Source organism: Microbacterium sp. 01T413_2 (assembly GCF_056398985.1).
In genome coordinates this window covers 43,549-59,758 of the sequence record NZ_JBFTQL010000001.1, presented here as the reverse complement: position 1 = coordinate 59,758, position 16,210 = coordinate 43,549, and the positions used below count along the sequence as shown (strand labels likewise).

Here is a 16,210-nt window from a genome sequence, read left to right as displayed (position 1 = left end):
AGATAACCGATCTGCGGATTCTTGTGAGGGTTGAGCCACCGAAACCGGCGGATCGTTGGCAGACTGGGAACGTGATCGTCTTCGCATGCCCTGGACAGGGCTCCCAGACCCCCGGCTTCCTCTCCCCCTGGCTCGAGCTCGACGGTGTCGCCAACGACCTCGCCGCGTACTCGGAGGCCGCCGAGGTCGACCTGATCCAGCACGGCACCGTCTCCGACGCCGACACGATCCGCGACACCCGCATCGCGCAGCCTCTGATCGTCGCCGCCTCGCTGGTGGCCGCGAAGGCCCTGCAGGAGCGCGCGGGCCGCGGCCCTGACGGGATCGCCGGCCACTCGGTCGGCGAGTTCGCCGCCGTGTCGGGTGCCGGCGTGATCCCCGCCGAGACCGCGATGCGCTTGGTCGGCATCCGCGGCCGCGCGATGGCCGACGCCGCAGGCAGGACCCCGACCGGGATGAGTGCCGTCCTGGGCGGCGACGAGGAGGCCGTGCTCGCGCTGCTGTCCGACCTCGACCTCACCCCTGCCAACTACAACGGCGGCGGTCAGATCGTCGCCGCAGGCGCCCTGCCTGCCCTCGCGGCACTGGCCGAGGCCCCCGTGCGCGGATCCCGCGTGATCGCGCTGCAGGTCGCCGGCGCGTTCCACACGCACTACATGGCCTCCGCCGTCGACACGCTGCGCGAAGCCGTCGCCGGCGTCGACGCGGCAGATCCGACGGTGACGCTCTGGACGAACAAGGACGGATCCGTCCTCGCAGACGGCGCCACGGCGCTGGAGAACCTCGTCACCCAGGTCTCCTCCCCCGTACGGTGGGACCTGTGCATGGCCTCGTTCGCCGAGCGCGGTATCACCGGCCTCATCGAGCTGACCCCGGCAGGCGCCCTCACCGGTCTTGCCAAGCGCGGGCTGCGCGGCGTTCCCGCCGTCGCTGTGAAGACCCCGGACGACCTCGACGCGGCGGTCGCGCTGCTGAACGGCGCTGACGACAACGGAGAAGCAGCATGACCACGCTCAAGCAGGCCACCGGCCCCGCGTACACCCGCATCTACTCCGTGGGCGCCGCCCGCGGGGAGAACGCCGTTCCGAACGAAGACCTCATCGGGCCGATCGATTCGAGCGACGAGTGGATCCGTCAGCGCACCGGCATCGTCACACGTGCCCGTGCGCTGCCGACCACCGACGCGATCGATCTGTCCACGGCCGCCGGGATCGAGGCGATCGAGAAGTCCGGCGTGGCGCCGTCCGACATCGACCTCGTGATCGTGGCCACGATCAGCAACCCGAAGCAGACCCCCTCCGTCTCGGCGATCGTGGCCGACAGAGTCGGCGCGAACCCGGCCGCCGCCTACGACCTCAACGCGGCATGCGCCGGTTACGCCTACGCCGTCGCCCAGGCGGATGCCCTGATCCGCGCCGGCGCCGCTCGGTATGCGCTCGTCATCGGCGCCGAGAAGCTCTCCGATGTCGTGGACCCGACTGACCGGAGCATCTCGTTCCTGCTCGGCGATGGGGCCGGCGCCGTCGTTGTCGGCCCCAGTGACTTCCCCGGCATCTCGGGCACGGTCTGGGGCTCGGACGGCTCGAAGGCCGACGCGGTCGGCATGAACCACACCCTCACCGAGTTCCGCGATGGGCAAGCGCCCTGGCCGACGCTGCGCCAGGAGGGCCCGACCGTGTTCCGCTGGGCTGTCTGGGAGATGGCCAAGGTCGCCAAGCAGGCGCTCGAACAGGCCGGCGTCGAGGCATCGGATCTGGCAGCCTTCATCCCGCACCAGGCCAACATGCGCATCGTCGACGAGTTCGCCAAGCAGCTGAAGCTGCCCGAGACGACCGTGATCGCGCGCGACATCGAGACCACCGGCAACACTTCCGCGGCGTCGATCCCACTCGCCACGCACCGCCTGCTGCAGGAGCACCCCGAGCTCAGCGGCGGACTCGCCCTGCAGATCGGCTTCGGCGCCGGCCTGGTGTTCGGCGCGCAGGTCGTCGTGCTCCCCTGACCGGGCGCCGCCGACTCCTAGACTGTTCACCGGTTCCCAACCATCCAAAGAAAGAGGAAATCATGGCCTTCAGCAACGACGAGGTCCTCGCTGGCCTTGCAGAGCTCATCACCGACGAGACCGGCATCGACGCCTCGGAGGTCGCTCTGGAGAAGTCCTTCACCGACGACCTGGACATCGACTCGATCTCCATGATGACGATCGTCGTCAACGCCGAGGAGAAGTTCGGCGTCACCATCCCCGACGACGAGGTCAAGAACCTCAAGACCGTCGGTGATGCCGTGAGCTTCATCGTCGCCGGCCAGGAGTGACACCCGCGGATGCCACCCCCGCGCTTCTGCGGGGCGTGGCATCCTCCTCTTCCGCCCCCATCGGCCCCTGAGCGTTCGACAGGCTCAGCAACCGGTCGATCGCAGCACCCACCCGCTCCCCGAGAAGGAACACGCATGACCAAGCGCATCGTCGTCACCGGCATAGGTGCCACGTCCGCCCTGGGCGGCACCGCCCCGGAGAACTGGGCGAACCTGCTCGCCGGTGTCTCCGGCACGCACACCCTCACCCACGACTGGATCGAGACCTACCAGATCCCGGTGACGTTCGCTGCGGAGGCGTCCGTCCGCCCGGAGGAGGTCCTTCCCCGGCACGAGGCCAAGCGCCTGGATCCTTCGGTGCAGTTCGGCATGATCGCCGCCCGCGAGGCCTGGGCCGACGCGGGAGCCCCCGACATCGCCCCGGAGCGCCTCGGCATCGACTGGGCCACCGGCATCGGCGGCCTGTGGACCCTGCTGGATGCCTGGGACACGCTGCGTGAGAAGGGCCCGCGCCGGGTCATGCCCCTCACCGTGCCGATGCTCATGCCGAACGCGGGCGCGGGCAACCTGTCGCTGCATTTCGGTGCGAAGGCCTTCGCGCGCACCGTCGTGAGCGCATGCGCGTCCAGCACCGAGTCGATCGCGAACGCCTACCAGCATCTGCAGGACGACCTCGCCGACGTCATCATCGCCGGTGGCGCGGAGTCCGCGATCCACCCGATCACCATGGCCTCGTTCGCGTCTGCGCAGGCCCTGTCGCGTCGCAACGACGACCCCGAGCACGCCTCGCGCCCCGGCGCGATCGACCGTGACGGCTTCGTCATGGGCGAGGGCGGCGCAGCCCTGGTCATGGAGACCGAGGAGCACGCCAAGGCCCGCGGCGCCAAGATCTACGCCTACGTGGTGGGCGGAGGCGTCTCTGCGGACTCGTACCACATCACCGGCAACGACCCCGAGGGCCATGGTGCGGCCCGCGCCGTGGAGCAGGCGCTGGCACAGGCCGGCGCGACCCCCGACGAGGTCACGCACATCAACGCGCACGCCACGTCGACCCCGGTCGGCGACCCGAACGAGTACGGCGCCCTGAAGCGCGTCTTCGGCGACCGGATCGACGAGATCCCGGTGTCGGCGACCAAGGCGTCCACCGGGCATCTGCTCGGCGGCACGGGCGCGCTCGAGGCGGTCTTCACGATCCTCGCGCTGCGCGACCGCGTGGCTCCGCCGACGATCAACATGACCGAGCCGGATCCGGCGGTGCCGTTCAAGCTCTCCGGTGAGGCGCAGCCGCTCGGCGACGGCCCGCAGCTCGCGATCAGCAACTCGTTCGGCTTCGGCGGGCACAACGCGGTCGTCGCGTTCCGCTCCTACGACGGCTGATCCGCACGGACGAGAATCGCCCCGGTCGCTTCCTCATCGAAGCGGTCGGGGCGATTCTCATTCTTTTCGGTTGTGCTGTTCTGTTATCTCTCCGGCCCAGGACCGGGGATACGCTTTCTCGGGTTCCGGGTCCTTGCTCTCCGACCCCCGATAATCGCGCCTCCTCCGATCCCCGTCCCTTCGTGTGATCCGGTGCCCTCGATCCCTCGGACCTCGGAGACCGGATCATACGAGTCCTTTTCCGACCCGCCAGCGCCGCGGTCAACCCACCCGCCAGCGCCGCGGCCTATCCCACTTTGTGGAGCCAGACCACCCGGGCGTCGTCGCTCGCACGCCGGAACGGCTCGAGCTCCTCGTCCCATGCGGACCCGAGGGCGACGTCGAGCTCGCGCTGCAGCTCGATCGGGCTGCCGGCGGCGATCTCGATGGCGTAGCGGATCCGGTCCTCGCCGACGACGATGTTGCCTGCCGCGTCGGTCTGCGCATAGTGCACACCCAGGTCGGGCGTATGCAGCCACCGGCCTCCGTCACTGCGCGGGGTCGGATCCTCCGTCACCTCGAACCGGAGGTGCTCCCAGCCGCGGATCGCGGTCGCGAGAGCGGCGCCCGTGCCCACGGGACCGTCCCAGTAGAACTCGGCCCGGCGGGCGCCATCGAGGACGGGCTGCTCGGTCCACTCGAAGTTGACGGCGCGCCCGATAGCGCGTCCGACCGCCCATTCCAGGTGCGGGCAGAGCGCGCGCGGTGCGGAGTGGATGTACACCACTCCGCGTGCTTGTGCTGCCATGGTCTCTCCGTTTCATCAGGTGCGTCTTCCCCTACGACCTGATCCGCGAAGCACGGCGTTATGCGGTTATGGGCCCATTCTCACTGATCATCGGCGAAATCACAACTGTGTAACTCATTGCGAAAAGGAAACGGTCCCCGGCGCCGAAGCGCCGAGGACCGTCTATAGGACGAGGGAGGCTCAGGCCTCGCTCATCGCGATCTTCTCCTTCTGACCCTTCGCGGCGTAGTACGCGGCGCGGGCCGCGTCACGGCGGGCCTGCTCCTCGTAGCCGGCGTCGAGGGTCGCCTGGTCGACAGGGTAGTTCTCCACCTCGTCCGTGCCGTGGTACTTCTCGATGTAGGCGTCCAGCTCGGGGCCGGAGGTCCACGACGTGATGAGGCAGTAGCGCGGCTCGGTGCCGTTGTGGGTGGCGGCATGCCAGAGGCGCTGCGTGTCGACGATCAGCTGCGCGCCGGCCGGAAGGGCGATGCGGTACTCGACGCTCGGGTCGGTGCGGTTCTCGCGCAGGACGAAGTAGCTGTCCTTGTCGTCGGTGAGGTTGAAGAAGCCGCGCACGACCCAGCCGGTGCCGTCAGGGTTGAGGCGGTTGTTGTCGTCCTGGTGCAGGTTGTAGAGGCACTCGCCGTAGGGCGTGGGCTGCAGCTCGATGACACGGCAGCGACCGACGTTCGCACCCGGCTCCTGCGCACGGCGCGTCAGGTTCGGGGCCTTCGAGGTCTGCGCGTCGATCCAGACGCCGTCCTTGTCGGTGCGCGGGGGCACGTGGTTCCAGAAGCCGTTGCACTCGATCTCGCCCTTGGCGGAGGCGAGCGGAGCGAAACGGGTGTCACCCGAGGACTTCCAGTCGTTGTACTCGATGTCGAGCCACTCCTTGGGGTCGAGCTCCTGGTTGTAGCTGTCGAGGACGACGAAGCCCTTGTCCTCGAGGGCGGCGGACTTGATGTATGCCATGAGCGAGTCATGTCCTTTCATAAAGGGGCCAGCACGTTTTAACAGGCCCTTCTTAGGACAGCCTAACAGCGCGACTTCGACGCGCCCGGAGGGCCGGCCGTGAATATCCAGGCGCCTCCGGTCGCTGAATAGACTGGTCCCGGCAGCACGCGATCCGAGGAGAAGCCCAGCAGCATGAGCACGGCCACGAACGTCGAAGCAACCGCAGTCTCAACGATCGAGTGGCTCTCCTCCCCCGCGACCACGATCGTCGTGCCGGTCTACCAGCGCCAGTACCGCTGGGACATCGGCGGCTGCGAGAAGCTCCTGTCCGACATCCGCGCCGTGGCGGACGAGGACGACGCGCATCGGCACTTCATCGGCTCGATCCTCTCCGCCGAGGACCATGCCCACCCGGACGCCGACCTGATCCTGATCGACGGTCAGCAGCGCATCACGACGCTCATGCTGCTCATCGCGGCCCTGCACCACGCGGTGCACGAGATCGATCAGGAGCTCGCCGACGAGCTGGCGCGAGTGCTGGTGCGACCCGACGACGCGCACCGCACCAAGCTCCGCCCGCATGAGGCCTGGGCCGGCCTGTTCGAGTCCGTCGTGCTGGACCGGCGCGGCCCCGACCAGCCGGAGTCGCGCTTCGACGACAACTACGCGTTCTTCCGGTCCCAGGTGCACGCCGACGAGGCGCCGCGGATCTGGCGAGGGCTGCAGAAGCTCGAACACGTCTCGATCACCCTCGGCGAGGCCGCCAACGCGCAGCAGATCTTCGAGAGCCTCAACTCCACCGGAGAGCCGCTGCGCGATCACGAGCTGATCCACAACTACATCCTCATGGGGCTCTCGCACGCGCAGCAGCAGCAGGTCGAGGAGGACTTCTGGCTGCCGATCGAGCGCAACGCGGGCGAGGCGATTGGCGCATTCTGGCGCCACTTCCTGATCATGACCACCGGCCGCGAGGTGTCCGTCGACGGCGAGCACGGCGTCTACAGTGCGTTCCGGCATGAGTTCCCGCACATGGGCATGGAGGACCTGCCGGCGCAGGCGAGCGTGTGGCGGGAGTTCTCGGACATCTACCGGATCCTGCTGAATCCCTCGCAGGAGCAGGATCCGGAGATCCGGCGGCAGCTGGTCTACATCAACACCTTCGGGCGCTCCACGTATCCGCTCGTGCTCAGCGCCTATCGCGACCACCAGCTCGGCCTGATCTCCAAGGACGAACTGGTGCAGACGCTGGAGCGGATGCAGTCGATGCTGCTGCGCCGCGCGGTCGTCGGCATCCCGAACGACCGTCTCATCGCCCGACTCTGCCGTGCCAGGGCACAGGGACCGGAGGAGCTGCTGCGCGCCTTCGCCCGGATCACGCCGTCGGACGAGCGAATCCGGGTGGCGCTGAAGTTCACCGACCTCCCTCACGCGCTGTACGTGCTGGGCCGGATCGAAGGCGTCGCCGACCCCGGTGGCTTCGACGTCGAGCACATCGTGCCGACCGCGCCGCACGACTCCTGGTCCGGCGACGGCGTGCGTGCATGGAGCGAGTACTCCGAGGACGAGCAGAACAGCCACCGCGCCCTCGCCGGGACGCTGGGCAACCTGACCCTGCTGGAGGAGCCTCTCGCCGAACGCGTCTACGGCGCGTCGTTCCCTGACAAGCGCGATGCCTACCGCCGCAGCAGGGTCGATGAGAACACCGCCCTCGCCGGTCTCGACGCGTGGGGCACCGCGGCGATCGCGGAGCGCACGGCCGCGCTCACCGACGCGTTCGTGCAGGTGTGGCGCCGACCCGCCGTCGTGGACATCGACGACGACGGACTCACCCCGATCCTCGACGCCGTGCGACGGCGAGGCTGGCCGACTGGATGGGAGCGGGAGTTCGACTACGTCGAGTACCGCGGTGAGCGCTGGGAGGTTCCCGACGTGAAGTACCTGTTCAACCGCGTCTTCCGGCGCGGCTGGACGGACACGCGCGACGCTCTCGACGCGTTCAACGACCGCAACGGCGGGCCGATCTACGACGAGAAGGCGTGGAACGGGACCTGGGACGAGCTGGACGAGGGCCACTTCCTCTACATGGGGTGGGACGCGAAGTACATGATGAGCGCGGTGCAGGGCCTCCTGGAGGAGTCGGGCTTGGCCGCGGAAGTGTTCGTGAAGTACTCCTACATCGGGAATGTGATGTGATGACGCTCTCTGCCGCCGCTCCTTTCGAGAGCACTGTGATCCGCCGCCGGATGATGGACCTCGCCGTCGAGGAGCACACCCTCACCGTGCCGCTCGTGTGGTCGGATCCGTCCGACAGCCGCACGATCGACGTGTTCGCCTCCGTCGTCGCACGCGAGGGCGGAGAAGATCTCCCCTATCTGGTCTTCCTCCAGGGCGGTCCTGGTTCCGAGGCGCCCCGCGCGCTTCATGCGCCGGCGGCGCCGTCGTGGCTGGATCAGGCCCTTCAGCACCACCGCGTGGTCATGATCGATCAGCGCGGCACCGGTCGGTCCACCCCGGTCGGCGACGGCATCCTGTCCCTCGGGTCGGAGACGGTGGCGGAGTACCTCACCCATCTGCGCGCGGATGCGATCGTGCGGGACTGCGAGGCGATGCGTTCGCATCTGGGAGTTGACCGCTGGAACGTCCTCGGGCAGTCGTTCGGCGGATTCACGACTCTCGCGTACCTCTCCACCGATGCCTCGTCGATCGATCGGGCGTACCTGACCGGCGGCCTCAGCACGGTGACACGCAGTCCAGACGAGGTGTACGCGCTCTGTTACGACAAGATGCGCGATGCGTCGGAGCGGTACTACCGGCGCTTCCCCGAACACCGCGAACGCATGCGCCGCCTGGTGGATCTCGCATCGGCCGGCGAGATCGTGCTGCCGAGCGGCGAGGTCGTCTCGCCGTCCCGGTTGCGCTCGGTGGGATCCGCCCTGGGCACCAACGACGGCTGGCAGACGCTCTGGCAGCTTCTCGAACTGGATCCGTCGAGCAACGCGTTCCGCTACGACCTCGCGAGCGCGATGCCGTTCGGCGGTCGCAACCCGCTGTACTTCGTCTTCCACGAGTCCAGCTATGCGAACGGCCATGTCACGGACTGGTCCGCCGAGCGCGTCGAGCCCGACGACTTCGTCCAGGATGTCACGCTGTTCACCGGCGAGCACATCCGTCGCGACTGGACGGAGACGGTCCCGGCTTTCCAGCCGTGGCGTGAGGTCGCACTGACCCTGGCCGACCACGAATGGCCCGCGATCTACGATCCTGCGGCGCTGGCCGCATCCGGTGTGAAGGGCGCCGCCTCCGTCTACGTGAATGACCCGTACGTTCCGATCGAGTACTCGCTCGAGACCGCGGCGCTGCTTCCGGATCTGCGCCTGTGGGTCACGAGCGAGCACGAGCACAACGGGTTGCGCGCCGGGCGCGTGTTCGAGCACCTCGTCGACCTCGCCCACGACCGCCGGGTGCGCTGACCCCCGCCGACGTGACCCGACGCTGACGCACGGGAGCGGCGCGCGCGGCGTCAGCCGGCACGCACCGCCTCGTAGTCGGGCAGCAGTGCCTGCCAGCGTTCCTTCCAGGCCGGCGCCGGCTGGGACGAGGACCACCCGGTCGGATGCGCCGTCGCCCCCGACTCCAGCGCACGCCGGAGGTCTTCGAGATGCACCTGCCATCCCGCGGCGTGGAAGTGGAGCACTCCGACGCCCAACCCGCGTTCCTCGACGACCAGCCGCGATCTCTCCCCCTCGGCGGACAGCCAGGCCTCGATCACCGTCTCCTCGTCCGTGCCCGGTTCCTGGGTGAGGACAAGGTGATGCGGCGCCTCGCAGACGTCGATCCGCATGGATCCGGTCCAGGTGCTCGTGAAGGTGGCGCGCAGCATGCCACCCGGACGGAAGTCGCCCGCCAACTGGGCGATCCAGCGCGCCGCGCGCTCCGGATCCGTGCACGCCTGCCACAGGTCGTCCACGTCGGTGTCGTAGACGTCCTCCACGTGGATCGCGCCCGTGGCGTCGTTGAGCTCCCACATCGTGCCGGTCATGATCATGTCCTGTCCTTCTTCCCTCGGGCGATCTCGGTATGCAAGGCGTCGAGTCGCTGCGTCCACAGATCGCGGTATCGTTCGAGCCACTCGTCGAGGTCGGCGAGCGCTTCCGGCCGCAGCCGGTAGATGCGCCGCTGCGCATCCTGTCGCACGTCCACCAGACCCGCTTCGCGCAGCACCCGCAGGTGGCGGGACACCCCCGGCCGCGCGATCGGCAGCGCATCGGCCAGCTCGCCCGCGGTCGCATCGTGATCCCGCAGGATGTCCAGCACGACGCGCCGGCTCGGGTCGACGAGGGCCTGCAGTACGGCGTCCATGGCCTGAACGTACCGCTTCAGTTACGTACCTGCAAGGTTACATTCGGGCGGGAGGTAGCGGCGTCGCGTGCGCTCGTCAACCCCGTGGCGTTCGATCCTCCGTCCTGTGAACGTGAGATGTACGACACACGAGAGGAGACGCGCAGATGAGCGCTGCAGACCACGTGAAGAACGCGGCGGAGAAGATGTCCGGCAAGGTCAAGGAGGGGGCCGGCAAGGTCACCGACAACGAGGAACTCGAGAACGAGGGCCGGATGGATCAGGCCAAGGCCGACCTCAAGGAGGCGGGCGAGCACCTGAAGGACGACGCGAAGAACGCCGGCGAGCACATCAAGGACGCGATGGACCGCTGATACGAACAGACGCGCCGCCCCGCCGGACATCTCCCCGATGCCCGGCGGGGCGAACGCGACATCACGCTGACTCGTCTGCGTGCGTCACACCCGGGCGCCGTCGAACGATCCCGTCAGCACATCGACAAGAGCATGCCCGTGCGTCAGCTGCGGGTGGTGTCCGGCACCGGGCACCGAGATCAGCTCGACGTTCGGACGCGACCTGAGCATCTCCTCCACTCCGGGATCGAGCGGATCCTTGCTTCCCGTGATGATGCGGATCGGGCCGTCGAATCGCCCGAGCACCTCTCGGAGCTCGGACCGCCACCGGGCCGAACTCGCCAGGGCGAGCTGCGCAGCGACCCTCGCAGCCCCGCTGCGCTTGAGATCGCCGACGGTGGACTCGAGAGCGGCTGCGCTCGCGTCCGACCCGGTGAGCCGGAACGACAGCCGCACCGGGTCGATGCGGCGCAGGTAGGCGCGTACGAACGGCCGCAGGCTCGCTGAGACTCCGGCCCGGGGCTGGAGGAAGAACGGCGCGACCAGAGTGAGCGACGTGACCCGGCCCGGGAGCCGATCGGCCGCGAGCACCGCCGCGGCCGAACCGAGCGAATGGCCGATGATCTCGACGGGCTCCTCGCCCAGCAGGCCCGGCAGCCACCGATCCCAGTCCCGCACTCCGGTGCCGCCGCTGAGACCGAGGCCCGGGAGGTCCAGGGCGCGCGCATCGACGGCCTCGGCGACCTCGGTCCAGGTGTCGGCGTTGACGGGCAGCCCCGGGAGGATCAGCCGGGTGGCGTCGCGCCGGCCGAGCTCGAACGTCTTCAGCCCGCCGACGTCCACGAACCTCCGGTCGTCGGCCCCGGCACGGCCGAAGCGATGCGCCGCCAGATGGTCGGCCCAGCGATCGAGGGAGACCAGAACGTCCGGCGTGCGGATCCCGTTCCGCTGTGCCAGCTCGATCGCGGATGCCGTCGGATAGCGGTCATCCGACAGGAAGCCGAGCGTCTCGGGATCCGCCTTGGTGATGCGCGACGGAAGCCGCTTGATGACACCGACGGGCACGCGCAGCCACGGAACCTTCGCGCCGAGGTGCCGGCCGACGTGCGTGAGCAGCTCCGCCAGCGGCGGGGTGTCGTCGTCGAGGATCCAGTACGCCTTGCCGACGGCGGTCGGATCGCTCGCCGCGGCCGCCATGAACGCCGCCAGGTAGTCGACCGTGAGAACGGGCAGGAACGTGCCCCTGCCCGCGGGCAGCGCGGTCGCCGTCCCGTCCCAGATCTGCTCGATCGTGGTGGCCAGCCCGATGTGCTGATCGGACTCCCCCGTCGCGCTGTCGCCGATCACGCTCGCCGGATTGACGATCGTCCACGGGATCCCGTGCTCGTTGGCCTCGGCCTGGAAGATGGCGTCGGATTCCACCTTGGATGCCTCGTAGCCGCCGAGCTCCTTGTAGACCGCGGCACGATGTGCGTCCGACCACGGGACCGTGGCAGGATCCTGTCCCCCGACCCGGTAGCCGGAGATGTGGACGACGCGCTGCAGCTCGGGAAGCCCCTCGGCGAACTCGATCAGCTTCTCGACGATGCCGACGTTCGCGCCGCGCGCCTCCTGGGCGGGCATACCGAACCGGTAGGAGCCTGCGCAGTTGTGGATCTCGGTGACGGACGGGAACGCCGCGGCACCGCCGGAGACGATCTCCGGCGCATCGAAGTCGACGATCGTCGTGCTGATGCTGCGCGTCAGACCGTGCTCGCTCAGCCATCGTTCGACGCGTGCTGCAGATGCGGCACTCCGCACCGCCGCGGTGACGTTCGCACCGGACTCCGCGAGGGTCAGCACGAGGTGCCGGCCGATCAACCCCGAGGCCCCGAAGACCAGCGCGTGACGGGGCGCCTCCTGCGCGGTCATCGCGTGATCCCCTCAGTCTGGATGCGCTGCTCGATGAGCGTCGCCACGACGTCGGCGGCCGCGATCAGGGGTTGGACGCTCCGCATGGCACGGGAGACGATCACCGCTCCCTCGATCGTGGAGACGACGACCGTCGCGAGGGTACGGGCCTCTTCGGCGCCGATGCCTCCGGCTTCGAGGAGCGCGGCCGTCGGCGTGATCCAGGACGTGAAGGCCGTCGCGCACGCCTGTCGGATCCGCTCGCTCTCCGCACCCATCTCGAGAGTGACCACCGAGACCGGGCAACCCAGCCGGAAGTCGCTTTCGCTGACGATGTCCGCCAATGCCTCGATCACGACGCGGGCCGTCGCAGCCGCGCCGTCCGCCGACTCGGCAGCCTCCGCGATCAAGGTCTCGAACTGTGTCGTGGCGAGCTCGACCGCGGCGACGCCCAGGCCTTCCTTCCCGTCGGGGAAGTGGAAGTAGATCGATCCCTTGGGTGCCGCGGCGTGGTCTGTCACCGCGTTCAGGCCTGTGCCGCTGTAGCCACCCGTCTGGATGAGTTCGAGCATGGACTCTGTGAGCCGTGCCTTCGTGAGGTCTCCCTTTGATGCCATGGACATAAGAATAGACCGGTCTACATATTTTGCAAGTCGACGAGAAGGCATCGCGAGATCGCGTCGCGTGCGGGGATCGGAAGTGTGGGGCGGGCGGGACTTGAACCCGCGATCGTTGGGTTATGAGCCCACTGCCTTCACCAGCTTGGCCACCGCCCCGGAACTTCGAGACTACCGGGCCAGGGCGACCCTCCGGTGCACGCAGCTCAGAGCGGACTCGCCTGCCGGTGCAGTGCCGAGTGCCCGCGGTAGACCCGGGCGTTCTGGCGCAGCCCTTCCCTCTCCTCGGCCGTGAGTTCGCGGCGGACCTTGGCCGGCACGCCCGCGACGAGTGACCCGTCCGGCACCTCCATGCCGCTCAGCACCAGCGCACCACCGGCGATCAGGCATTCGGATCCGATCACGGCCCCGTTCAGCACCACGGCCCCCATGCCGATCAGCGATCCGTCGCCGATCGTGCAGCCGTGCACGACCGCGTTGTGGCCGATCGACACATCGTCGCCGATGGTGACGCCATGGCCGGGGTCGACGTGCACCGAGACGCTGTCCTGCGCGTTGCTGCCGGTGCCGATCCGGATCTCCGCGGAATCCGCGCGGAGTACCGCGTTGTACCAGACGCTGGAGCCCTCGCCGATCGTCACCGACCCGATGACCTTCGCGCCCGCGGCGAGGAACACCGTCGGATCGATGGCGGGGGTTCGGCCGGGCAGGGACAGGACGGTGGCTTCGTCGCTCATACTGCGACCCTATCCGCCCCGCCCCCGCGCGCGTCCGGGGTCAGCCGCCGATCCCCATCGCGGCCTTCAGCGCCGCGGTGTACTGCGGGGCGAGGGAGTTCGCGAACGTCACCGTGATGTGGTCCTGGTCGCGGTAGATGTTGGCTCCGCCGACCACCGCACGGCAGTTCTCGTCGTCGCAGAAGACCTTCGTGAAGTCGAGCAGCGTGATGTCCTTCTGACCGTCCGCGGCCGCACGCAACGGGTCCTTCTCGGTCAGCAGGTCGGTGCGCGGGCCGTCGCAGGCGCTCTGTGCGCGGGTGCGCAGGCACTTGTTCGGGTCGGTCTCCCACACGGGGTTGTCGACGACGGTGATCACGGGCGTCCCCTTGGACGTCTGCGTGGCCCAGGCCTCTCGGTATCCGGCTACCGCCGCATCGTAGGAGGAGGCATGCTCCCCCGCGGCGTACGGCGTCGTGGAGAGCGCGGCGGTGAAGATCGCATCGAAGTGCCGCTTCTCGAGCTGCTTCGCCACCGCGGCGCGATACTGCGTGCACGCGTCGCCGAACGCCCCGCCGGTGGACAGCGGCGTGGTGTTCCACGGACAGGCGCCCTTGAAGTACGTGGTGAGGTGCCATCCTTCCTTCTCCGCGATCCCCTGGAACGTGGTGAGCAGCTGGTACGCGTGGCTGTCGCCGATCAGAGCGATCTGCTTCGCGTTCGGGTCCTTTGAGCCGAACTCGCACGAGACCGGCCGTGCGTCGTTGAGCTGCACGAAGCACTGCGACGCCTCCGGACGGTCGACGCCCGCGAAGCCTGGGGCGGGAAGGATCTCATCGGACTTGGTCCCCGCACAAGACTCATCGAGGATGGCCGCCGCACCGAAGCACGCCGGGGGGTTCGCACGGAGTTCGGCGATGGCCTGCACGCCCTGCTGGTAGGTGCCCGCGTTCGCAGCCCAGCCCGCGCCCGCGGCGCCCGCGACGATCACCATCGCAGCGAGTGAAGCCCACAGCGACAGCCGGGGCTTGCGCGAAGTGAGCGGCTTCCAGGTGCGGGCCGGATCCTCGACGAACTTCTTGGTGAGCCAGGCCAGCACGAAGCAGATGCCGACGAGCGCGACGCGGTGGTAGATCGTGAGGCCCCAGAACGGCACGGACGGCGCGATGATGATGAGCGGCCAGTGCCACAGGTACAGGCTGTACGAGATGTCGCCGGTGAAGCGCATCGGCCGGATCGCCAGGATGCGGGTCGGGTACCACCAGCGCTCGGTGTTGGAGGCGGCGATGATCGCCGCTGCCGCAAGTGTGGGGATCGCGGCCATGTAGCCGGGGAACGGCGTCTGCGCATCGAAGCGGTAGATCACGACGAGCAGCACGATGATGCCGCCCCAGCCCAGGATGAAGCTGCCGATCGCGTTGCTCACGCGCAGGCGGGGCACCAGGGCGAGCACCGCACCCACACCGAACTGCCACATCCGACCGAAGGTGACGAAGTAGGCGGGCGCCGGATTCGTCGCCGTGAACCAGACGCAGAACGCGAACGAGGCCACGGACACGATGCCGATCGCGATCGCCGCCGCGCGCAGCCGCGACCCGCGGAAATACTTGACCGCGATCCATGCCGCGAGCAGCATGATCAGCGGCCAGAGCACGTAGAACTGCTCCTCGAGCGACAGCGACCAGTAGTGCTGCACCATCGTCGGATCCCCGGCGTGCGCGAGGTAGTCGGCCGAGTTCAGCGCGAGGAACCAGTTCTCCACATAGAAGGTGGACGCCACGATCTCCTGCAGCTCCGCGGGGAGCTGGGACAGCGGCGACAGCACGGGGATCGCCGCGACGATCGCGCAGAACAGCAGCACGAGCAGCGACGCAGGAAGCAGACGTCGAGCACGGCGAGCCCAGAACTGACCGAGGTTCACCCTCCCCGTGGCGTTCAGCTCGCGCGCAAGGTGCGCGGTGATCAGGAACCCGGAGATCACGAAGAAGATGTCGACGCCGACGTAGCCGCCGCTCAGCCGTCCCGGCCAGAAGTGGTACAGCACGACGGCCAGCACCGCGATCGCGCGCAGACCCTGCACATGAGGGATGAAGTTCGATCCGACCTTCTGCGCGGCGGACGTGCCCCGCGTTTCGGATGTACGGAGTCGGCGCAGGGCCGCACGGGAAGAGGTACCAGCTGTTGCCACCTGACGAAGGTATCCCGGATCACTGAGTCCTCCCGTCGTCCACGCGGTGCGCTCGTGGATCCACAGGGAAGGACAGCCTTGCCGAAATCGCACGTGACCTGCGGGTTAGCGTTGCCTCAGCTTGCTTGCGGAACAAACGGAGCCGAGTAGCGTTGCTCTCAAGACATCAGCACGCACGGATCCGAATGATCACCGAGGAGTCATCATGAGCAACGCCGAGACCATCACCCAGGCCACCGTCGACCCGACCGTCGCGGCCGGCGCCGCCCAGTTCCTGACCCCGGTCGTGCTGGGCCTCCAGGCGCTCACCGTGAACGGCAAGCAGGCGCACTGGCACGTGCGCGGCGCGAACTTCGTCGGTGTGCACGAGCTGCTCGACGTGATCGTGGACCATGCCGGAGACTTCGCCGACACCGCCGCGGAGCGCATCGTGGCCCTCGGCCTGCCGATCGACGCCCGCGCGACGGTCGTCGCCGAGAAGGCCGGCGCGACCCAGGTCCCTGCCGGATTCACCCGTTCCGACGATCTCGTGCGCGCCGTCATCGCCGACATCGATGCGATCCTGGTCACCGTGAAGGCCGCTGTCGAGGGCCTCGACGAGATCGACCTCACCAGCCAGGACGTGGCGATCGAGATCCAGCGCGGCCTCGAGAAGGACCGCTGGTTCCTCGTCTCGCACATCGCCGCCTGACACA

Annotated in this window: 16 protein-coding genes and 1 tRNA gene; 8 read left to right on the top strand and 9 right to left on the bottom strand. The window is 68.5% G+C overall.

The window, feature by feature from the left end:
• Positions 1–71: 71 nt before the first annotated feature.
• The 4 genes from AC1DMN_RS00325 (at position 72) to AC1DMN_RS00310 (ending at position 3,690) form a co-directional block, all read left to right on the top strand.
• Positions 72–1,007 carry an ACP S-malonyltransferase gene (locus AC1DMN_RS00325; protein WP_477229011.1) on the top strand — a complete coding sequence of 312 codons (936 nt, stop codon included), beginning with the start codon at positions 72–74 and terminating at the stop codon, positions 1,005–1,007.
• Positions 1,004–2,002, top strand: coding sequence for a beta-ketoacyl-ACP synthase III (locus AC1DMN_RS00320; protein ID WP_440731920.1), 999 nt, complete (start codon positions 1,004–1,006; stop codon positions 2,000–2,002). Before AC1DMN_RS00325 ends, AC1DMN_RS00320 begins: the two co-directional genes overlap by 4 nt.
• 62 nt (positions 2,003–2,064) lie before the next feature.
• Complete coding sequence (locus AC1DMN_RS00315; RefSeq protein ID WP_045270633.1) at positions 2,065–2,313, top strand: acyl carrier protein; 249 nt, start codon at positions 2,065–2,067, stop codon at positions 2,311–2,313.
• Between the two features lie 135 nt (positions 2,314–2,448).
• Entirely contained in the window at positions 2,449–3,690 is a 1,242-nt protein-coding gene (locus tag AC1DMN_RS00310) for a beta-ketoacyl-[acyl-carrier-protein] synthase family protein (protein ID WP_441977837.1), read from the top strand.
• A 286-nt stretch (positions 3,691–3,976) separates the two neighbouring features.
• Here the strand turns inward: AC1DMN_RS00310 and AC1DMN_RS00305 are convergent, their stop codons facing one another.
• On the bottom strand, positions 3,977–4,477 hold the full coding sequence (locus tag AC1DMN_RS00305) for a DUF3145 domain-containing protein (protein WP_477229010.1): 501 nt from the start codon (positions 4,475–4,477) through the stop codon (positions 3,977–3,979).
• Positions 4,478–4,657: 180 nt separating this feature from the next.
• Positions 4,658–5,431: a hypothetical protein gene (locus AC1DMN_RS00300; protein ID WP_440731923.1), complete on the bottom strand. Its 774-nt coding sequence runs from the start codon at positions 5,429–5,431 to the stop codon at positions 4,658–4,660.
• A 174-nt stretch (positions 5,432–5,605) separates the two neighbouring features.
• Here AC1DMN_RS00300 and AC1DMN_RS00295 point away from each other — a divergent pair, with 174 nt between their 5' ends.
• Positions 5,606–7,606 (top strand): DUF262 domain-containing protein, encoded by a 2,001-nt coding sequence (locus AC1DMN_RS00295; RefSeq protein ID WP_477229009.1) that lies wholly within the window; start codon positions 5,606–5,608, stop codon positions 7,604–7,606.
• Positions 7,606–8,883: an alpha/beta fold hydrolase gene (locus AC1DMN_RS00290; RefSeq protein WP_477229008.1), complete on the top strand. Its 1,278-nt coding sequence runs from the start codon at positions 7,606–7,608 to the stop codon at positions 8,881–8,883. The genes AC1DMN_RS00295 and AC1DMN_RS00290 overlap by 1 nt, the downstream gene beginning before the upstream one ends.
• A gap of 50 nt (positions 8,884–8,933) precedes the next feature.
• On the opposite strand, the gene AC1DMN_RS00285 is transcribed toward AC1DMN_RS00290, so the two are convergent.
• Both AC1DMN_RS00285 and AC1DMN_RS00280 read right to left on the bottom strand, forming a co-directional pair.
• A complete protein-coding gene (locus AC1DMN_RS00285; RefSeq protein WP_477229007.1) occupies positions 8,934–9,452 on the bottom strand; it encodes an SRPBCC domain-containing protein in 519 nt (172 codons plus the stop codon).
• 2 nt (positions 9,453–9,454) lie between these two features.
• Positions 9,455–9,772 carry an ArsR/SmtB family transcription factor gene (locus tag AC1DMN_RS00280; RefSeq protein ID WP_477229006.1) on the bottom strand — a complete coding sequence of 106 codons (318 nt, stop codon included), beginning with the start codon at positions 9,770–9,772 and terminating at the stop codon, positions 9,455–9,457.
• Between the two features lie 146 nt (positions 9,773–9,918).
• On the opposite strand from AC1DMN_RS00280, the gene AC1DMN_RS00275 reads away from it, so the two are divergent.
• Positions 9,919–10,125, top strand: a complete 207-nt coding sequence (locus AC1DMN_RS00275) for a CsbD family protein (RefSeq protein WP_440731928.1) — start codon at positions 9,919–9,921, stop codon at positions 10,123–10,125.
• Between the two features lie 84 nt (positions 10,126–10,209).
• Here the strand turns inward: AC1DMN_RS00275 and AC1DMN_RS00270 are convergent, their stop codons facing one another.
• The 5 genes from AC1DMN_RS00270 to AC1DMN_RS00250 form a co-directional block, all read right to left on the bottom strand.
• Positions 10,210–12,015 carry an alpha/beta fold hydrolase gene (locus AC1DMN_RS00270; protein WP_477229005.1) on the bottom strand — a complete coding sequence of 602 codons (1,806 nt, stop codon included), beginning with the start codon at positions 12,013–12,015 and terminating at the stop codon, positions 10,210–10,212.
• Positions 12,012–12,611, bottom strand: coding sequence for a TetR/AcrR family transcriptional regulator (locus AC1DMN_RS00265; RefSeq protein WP_477229004.1), 600 nt, complete (start codon positions 12,609–12,611; stop codon positions 12,012–12,014). The genes AC1DMN_RS00270 and AC1DMN_RS00265 overlap by 4 nt, the downstream gene beginning before the upstream one ends.
• Positions 12,612–12,696: 85 nt before the next feature.
• A tRNA-Ile gene (locus AC1DMN_RS00260) sits at positions 12,697–12,770 on the bottom strand.
• Between the two features lie 47 nt (positions 12,771–12,817).
• Positions 12,818–13,348 (bottom strand): gamma carbonic anhydrase family protein, encoded by a 531-nt coding sequence (locus AC1DMN_RS00255; protein ID WP_477229003.1) that lies wholly within the window; start codon positions 13,346–13,348, stop codon positions 12,818–12,820.
• A gap of 40 nt (positions 13,349–13,388) precedes the next feature.
• Positions 13,389–15,515, bottom strand: coding sequence for an acyltransferase family protein (locus AC1DMN_RS00250; RefSeq protein ID WP_477229002.1), 2,127 nt, complete (start codon positions 15,513–15,515; stop codon positions 13,389–13,391).
• Positions 15,516–15,720: 205 nt separating this feature from the next.
• On the opposite strand from AC1DMN_RS00250, the gene AC1DMN_RS00245 reads away from it, so the two are divergent.
• Complete coding sequence (locus tag AC1DMN_RS00245; protein ID WP_477229001.1) at positions 15,721–16,206, top strand: Dps family protein; 486 nt, start codon at positions 15,721–15,723, stop codon at positions 16,204–16,206.
• Positions 16,207–16,210 lie beyond the last annotated feature (4 nt).

Excerpts from the sequence above, each read along its gene's own strand:
- AC1DMN_RS00255 (WP_477229003.1), bottom strand. The coding sequence starts at position 13,348 with ATGAGCGACGAAGCCACCGTCCTGTCCCTGCCCGGCCGAACCCCCGCC.
- AC1DMN_RS00310 (WP_441977837.1), top strand. The coding sequence starts at position 2,449 with ATGACCAAGCGCATCGTCGTCACCGGCATAGGTGCCACGTCCGCCCTG.
- AC1DMN_RS00270 (WP_477229005.1), bottom strand. The coding sequence starts at position 12,015 with ATGACCGCGCAGGAGGCGCCCCGTCACGCGCTGGTCTTCGGGGCCTCG.
- AC1DMN_RS00245 (WP_477229001.1), top strand. The coding sequence starts at position 15,721 with ATGAGCAACGCCGAGACCATCACCCAGGCCACCGTCGACCCGACCGTC.
- AC1DMN_RS00320 (WP_440731920.1), top strand. The coding sequence starts at position 1,004 with ATGACCACGCTCAAGCAGGCCACCGGCCCCGCGTACACCCGCATCTAC.
- AC1DMN_RS00275 (WP_440731928.1), top strand. The coding sequence starts at position 9,919 with ATGAGCGCTGCAGACCACGTGAAGAACGCGGCGGAGAAGATGTCCGGC.
- AC1DMN_RS00285 (WP_477229007.1), bottom strand. The coding sequence starts at position 9,452 with ATGACCGGCACGATGTGGGAGCTCAACGACGCCACGGGCGCGATCCAC.
- AC1DMN_RS00280 (WP_477229006.1), bottom strand. The coding sequence starts at position 9,772 with ATGGACGCCGTACTGCAGGCCCTCGTCGACCCGAGCCGGCGCGTCGTG.
- AC1DMN_RS00295 (WP_477229009.1), top strand. The coding sequence starts at position 5,606 with ATGAGCACGGCCACGAACGTCGAAGCAACCGCAGTCTCAACGATCGAG.
- AC1DMN_RS00300 (WP_440731923.1), bottom strand. The coding sequence starts at position 5,431 with ATGGCATACATCAAGTCCGCCGCCCTCGAGGACAAGGGCTTCGTCGTC.
- AC1DMN_RS00265 (WP_477229004.1), bottom strand. The coding sequence starts at position 12,611 with ATGGCATCAAAGGGAGACCTCACGAAGGCACGGCTCACAGAGTCCATG.
- AC1DMN_RS00290 (WP_477229008.1), top strand. The coding sequence starts at position 7,606 with ATGACGCTCTCTGCCGCCGCTCCTTTCGAGAGCACTGTGATCCGCCGC.
- AC1DMN_RS00315 (WP_045270633.1), top strand. The coding sequence starts at position 2,065 with ATGGCCTTCAGCAACGACGAGGTCCTCGCTGGCCTTGCAGAGCTCATC.
- AC1DMN_RS00305 (WP_477229010.1), bottom strand. The coding sequence starts at position 4,477 with ATGGCAGCACAAGCACGCGGAGTGGTGTACATCCACTCCGCACCGCGC.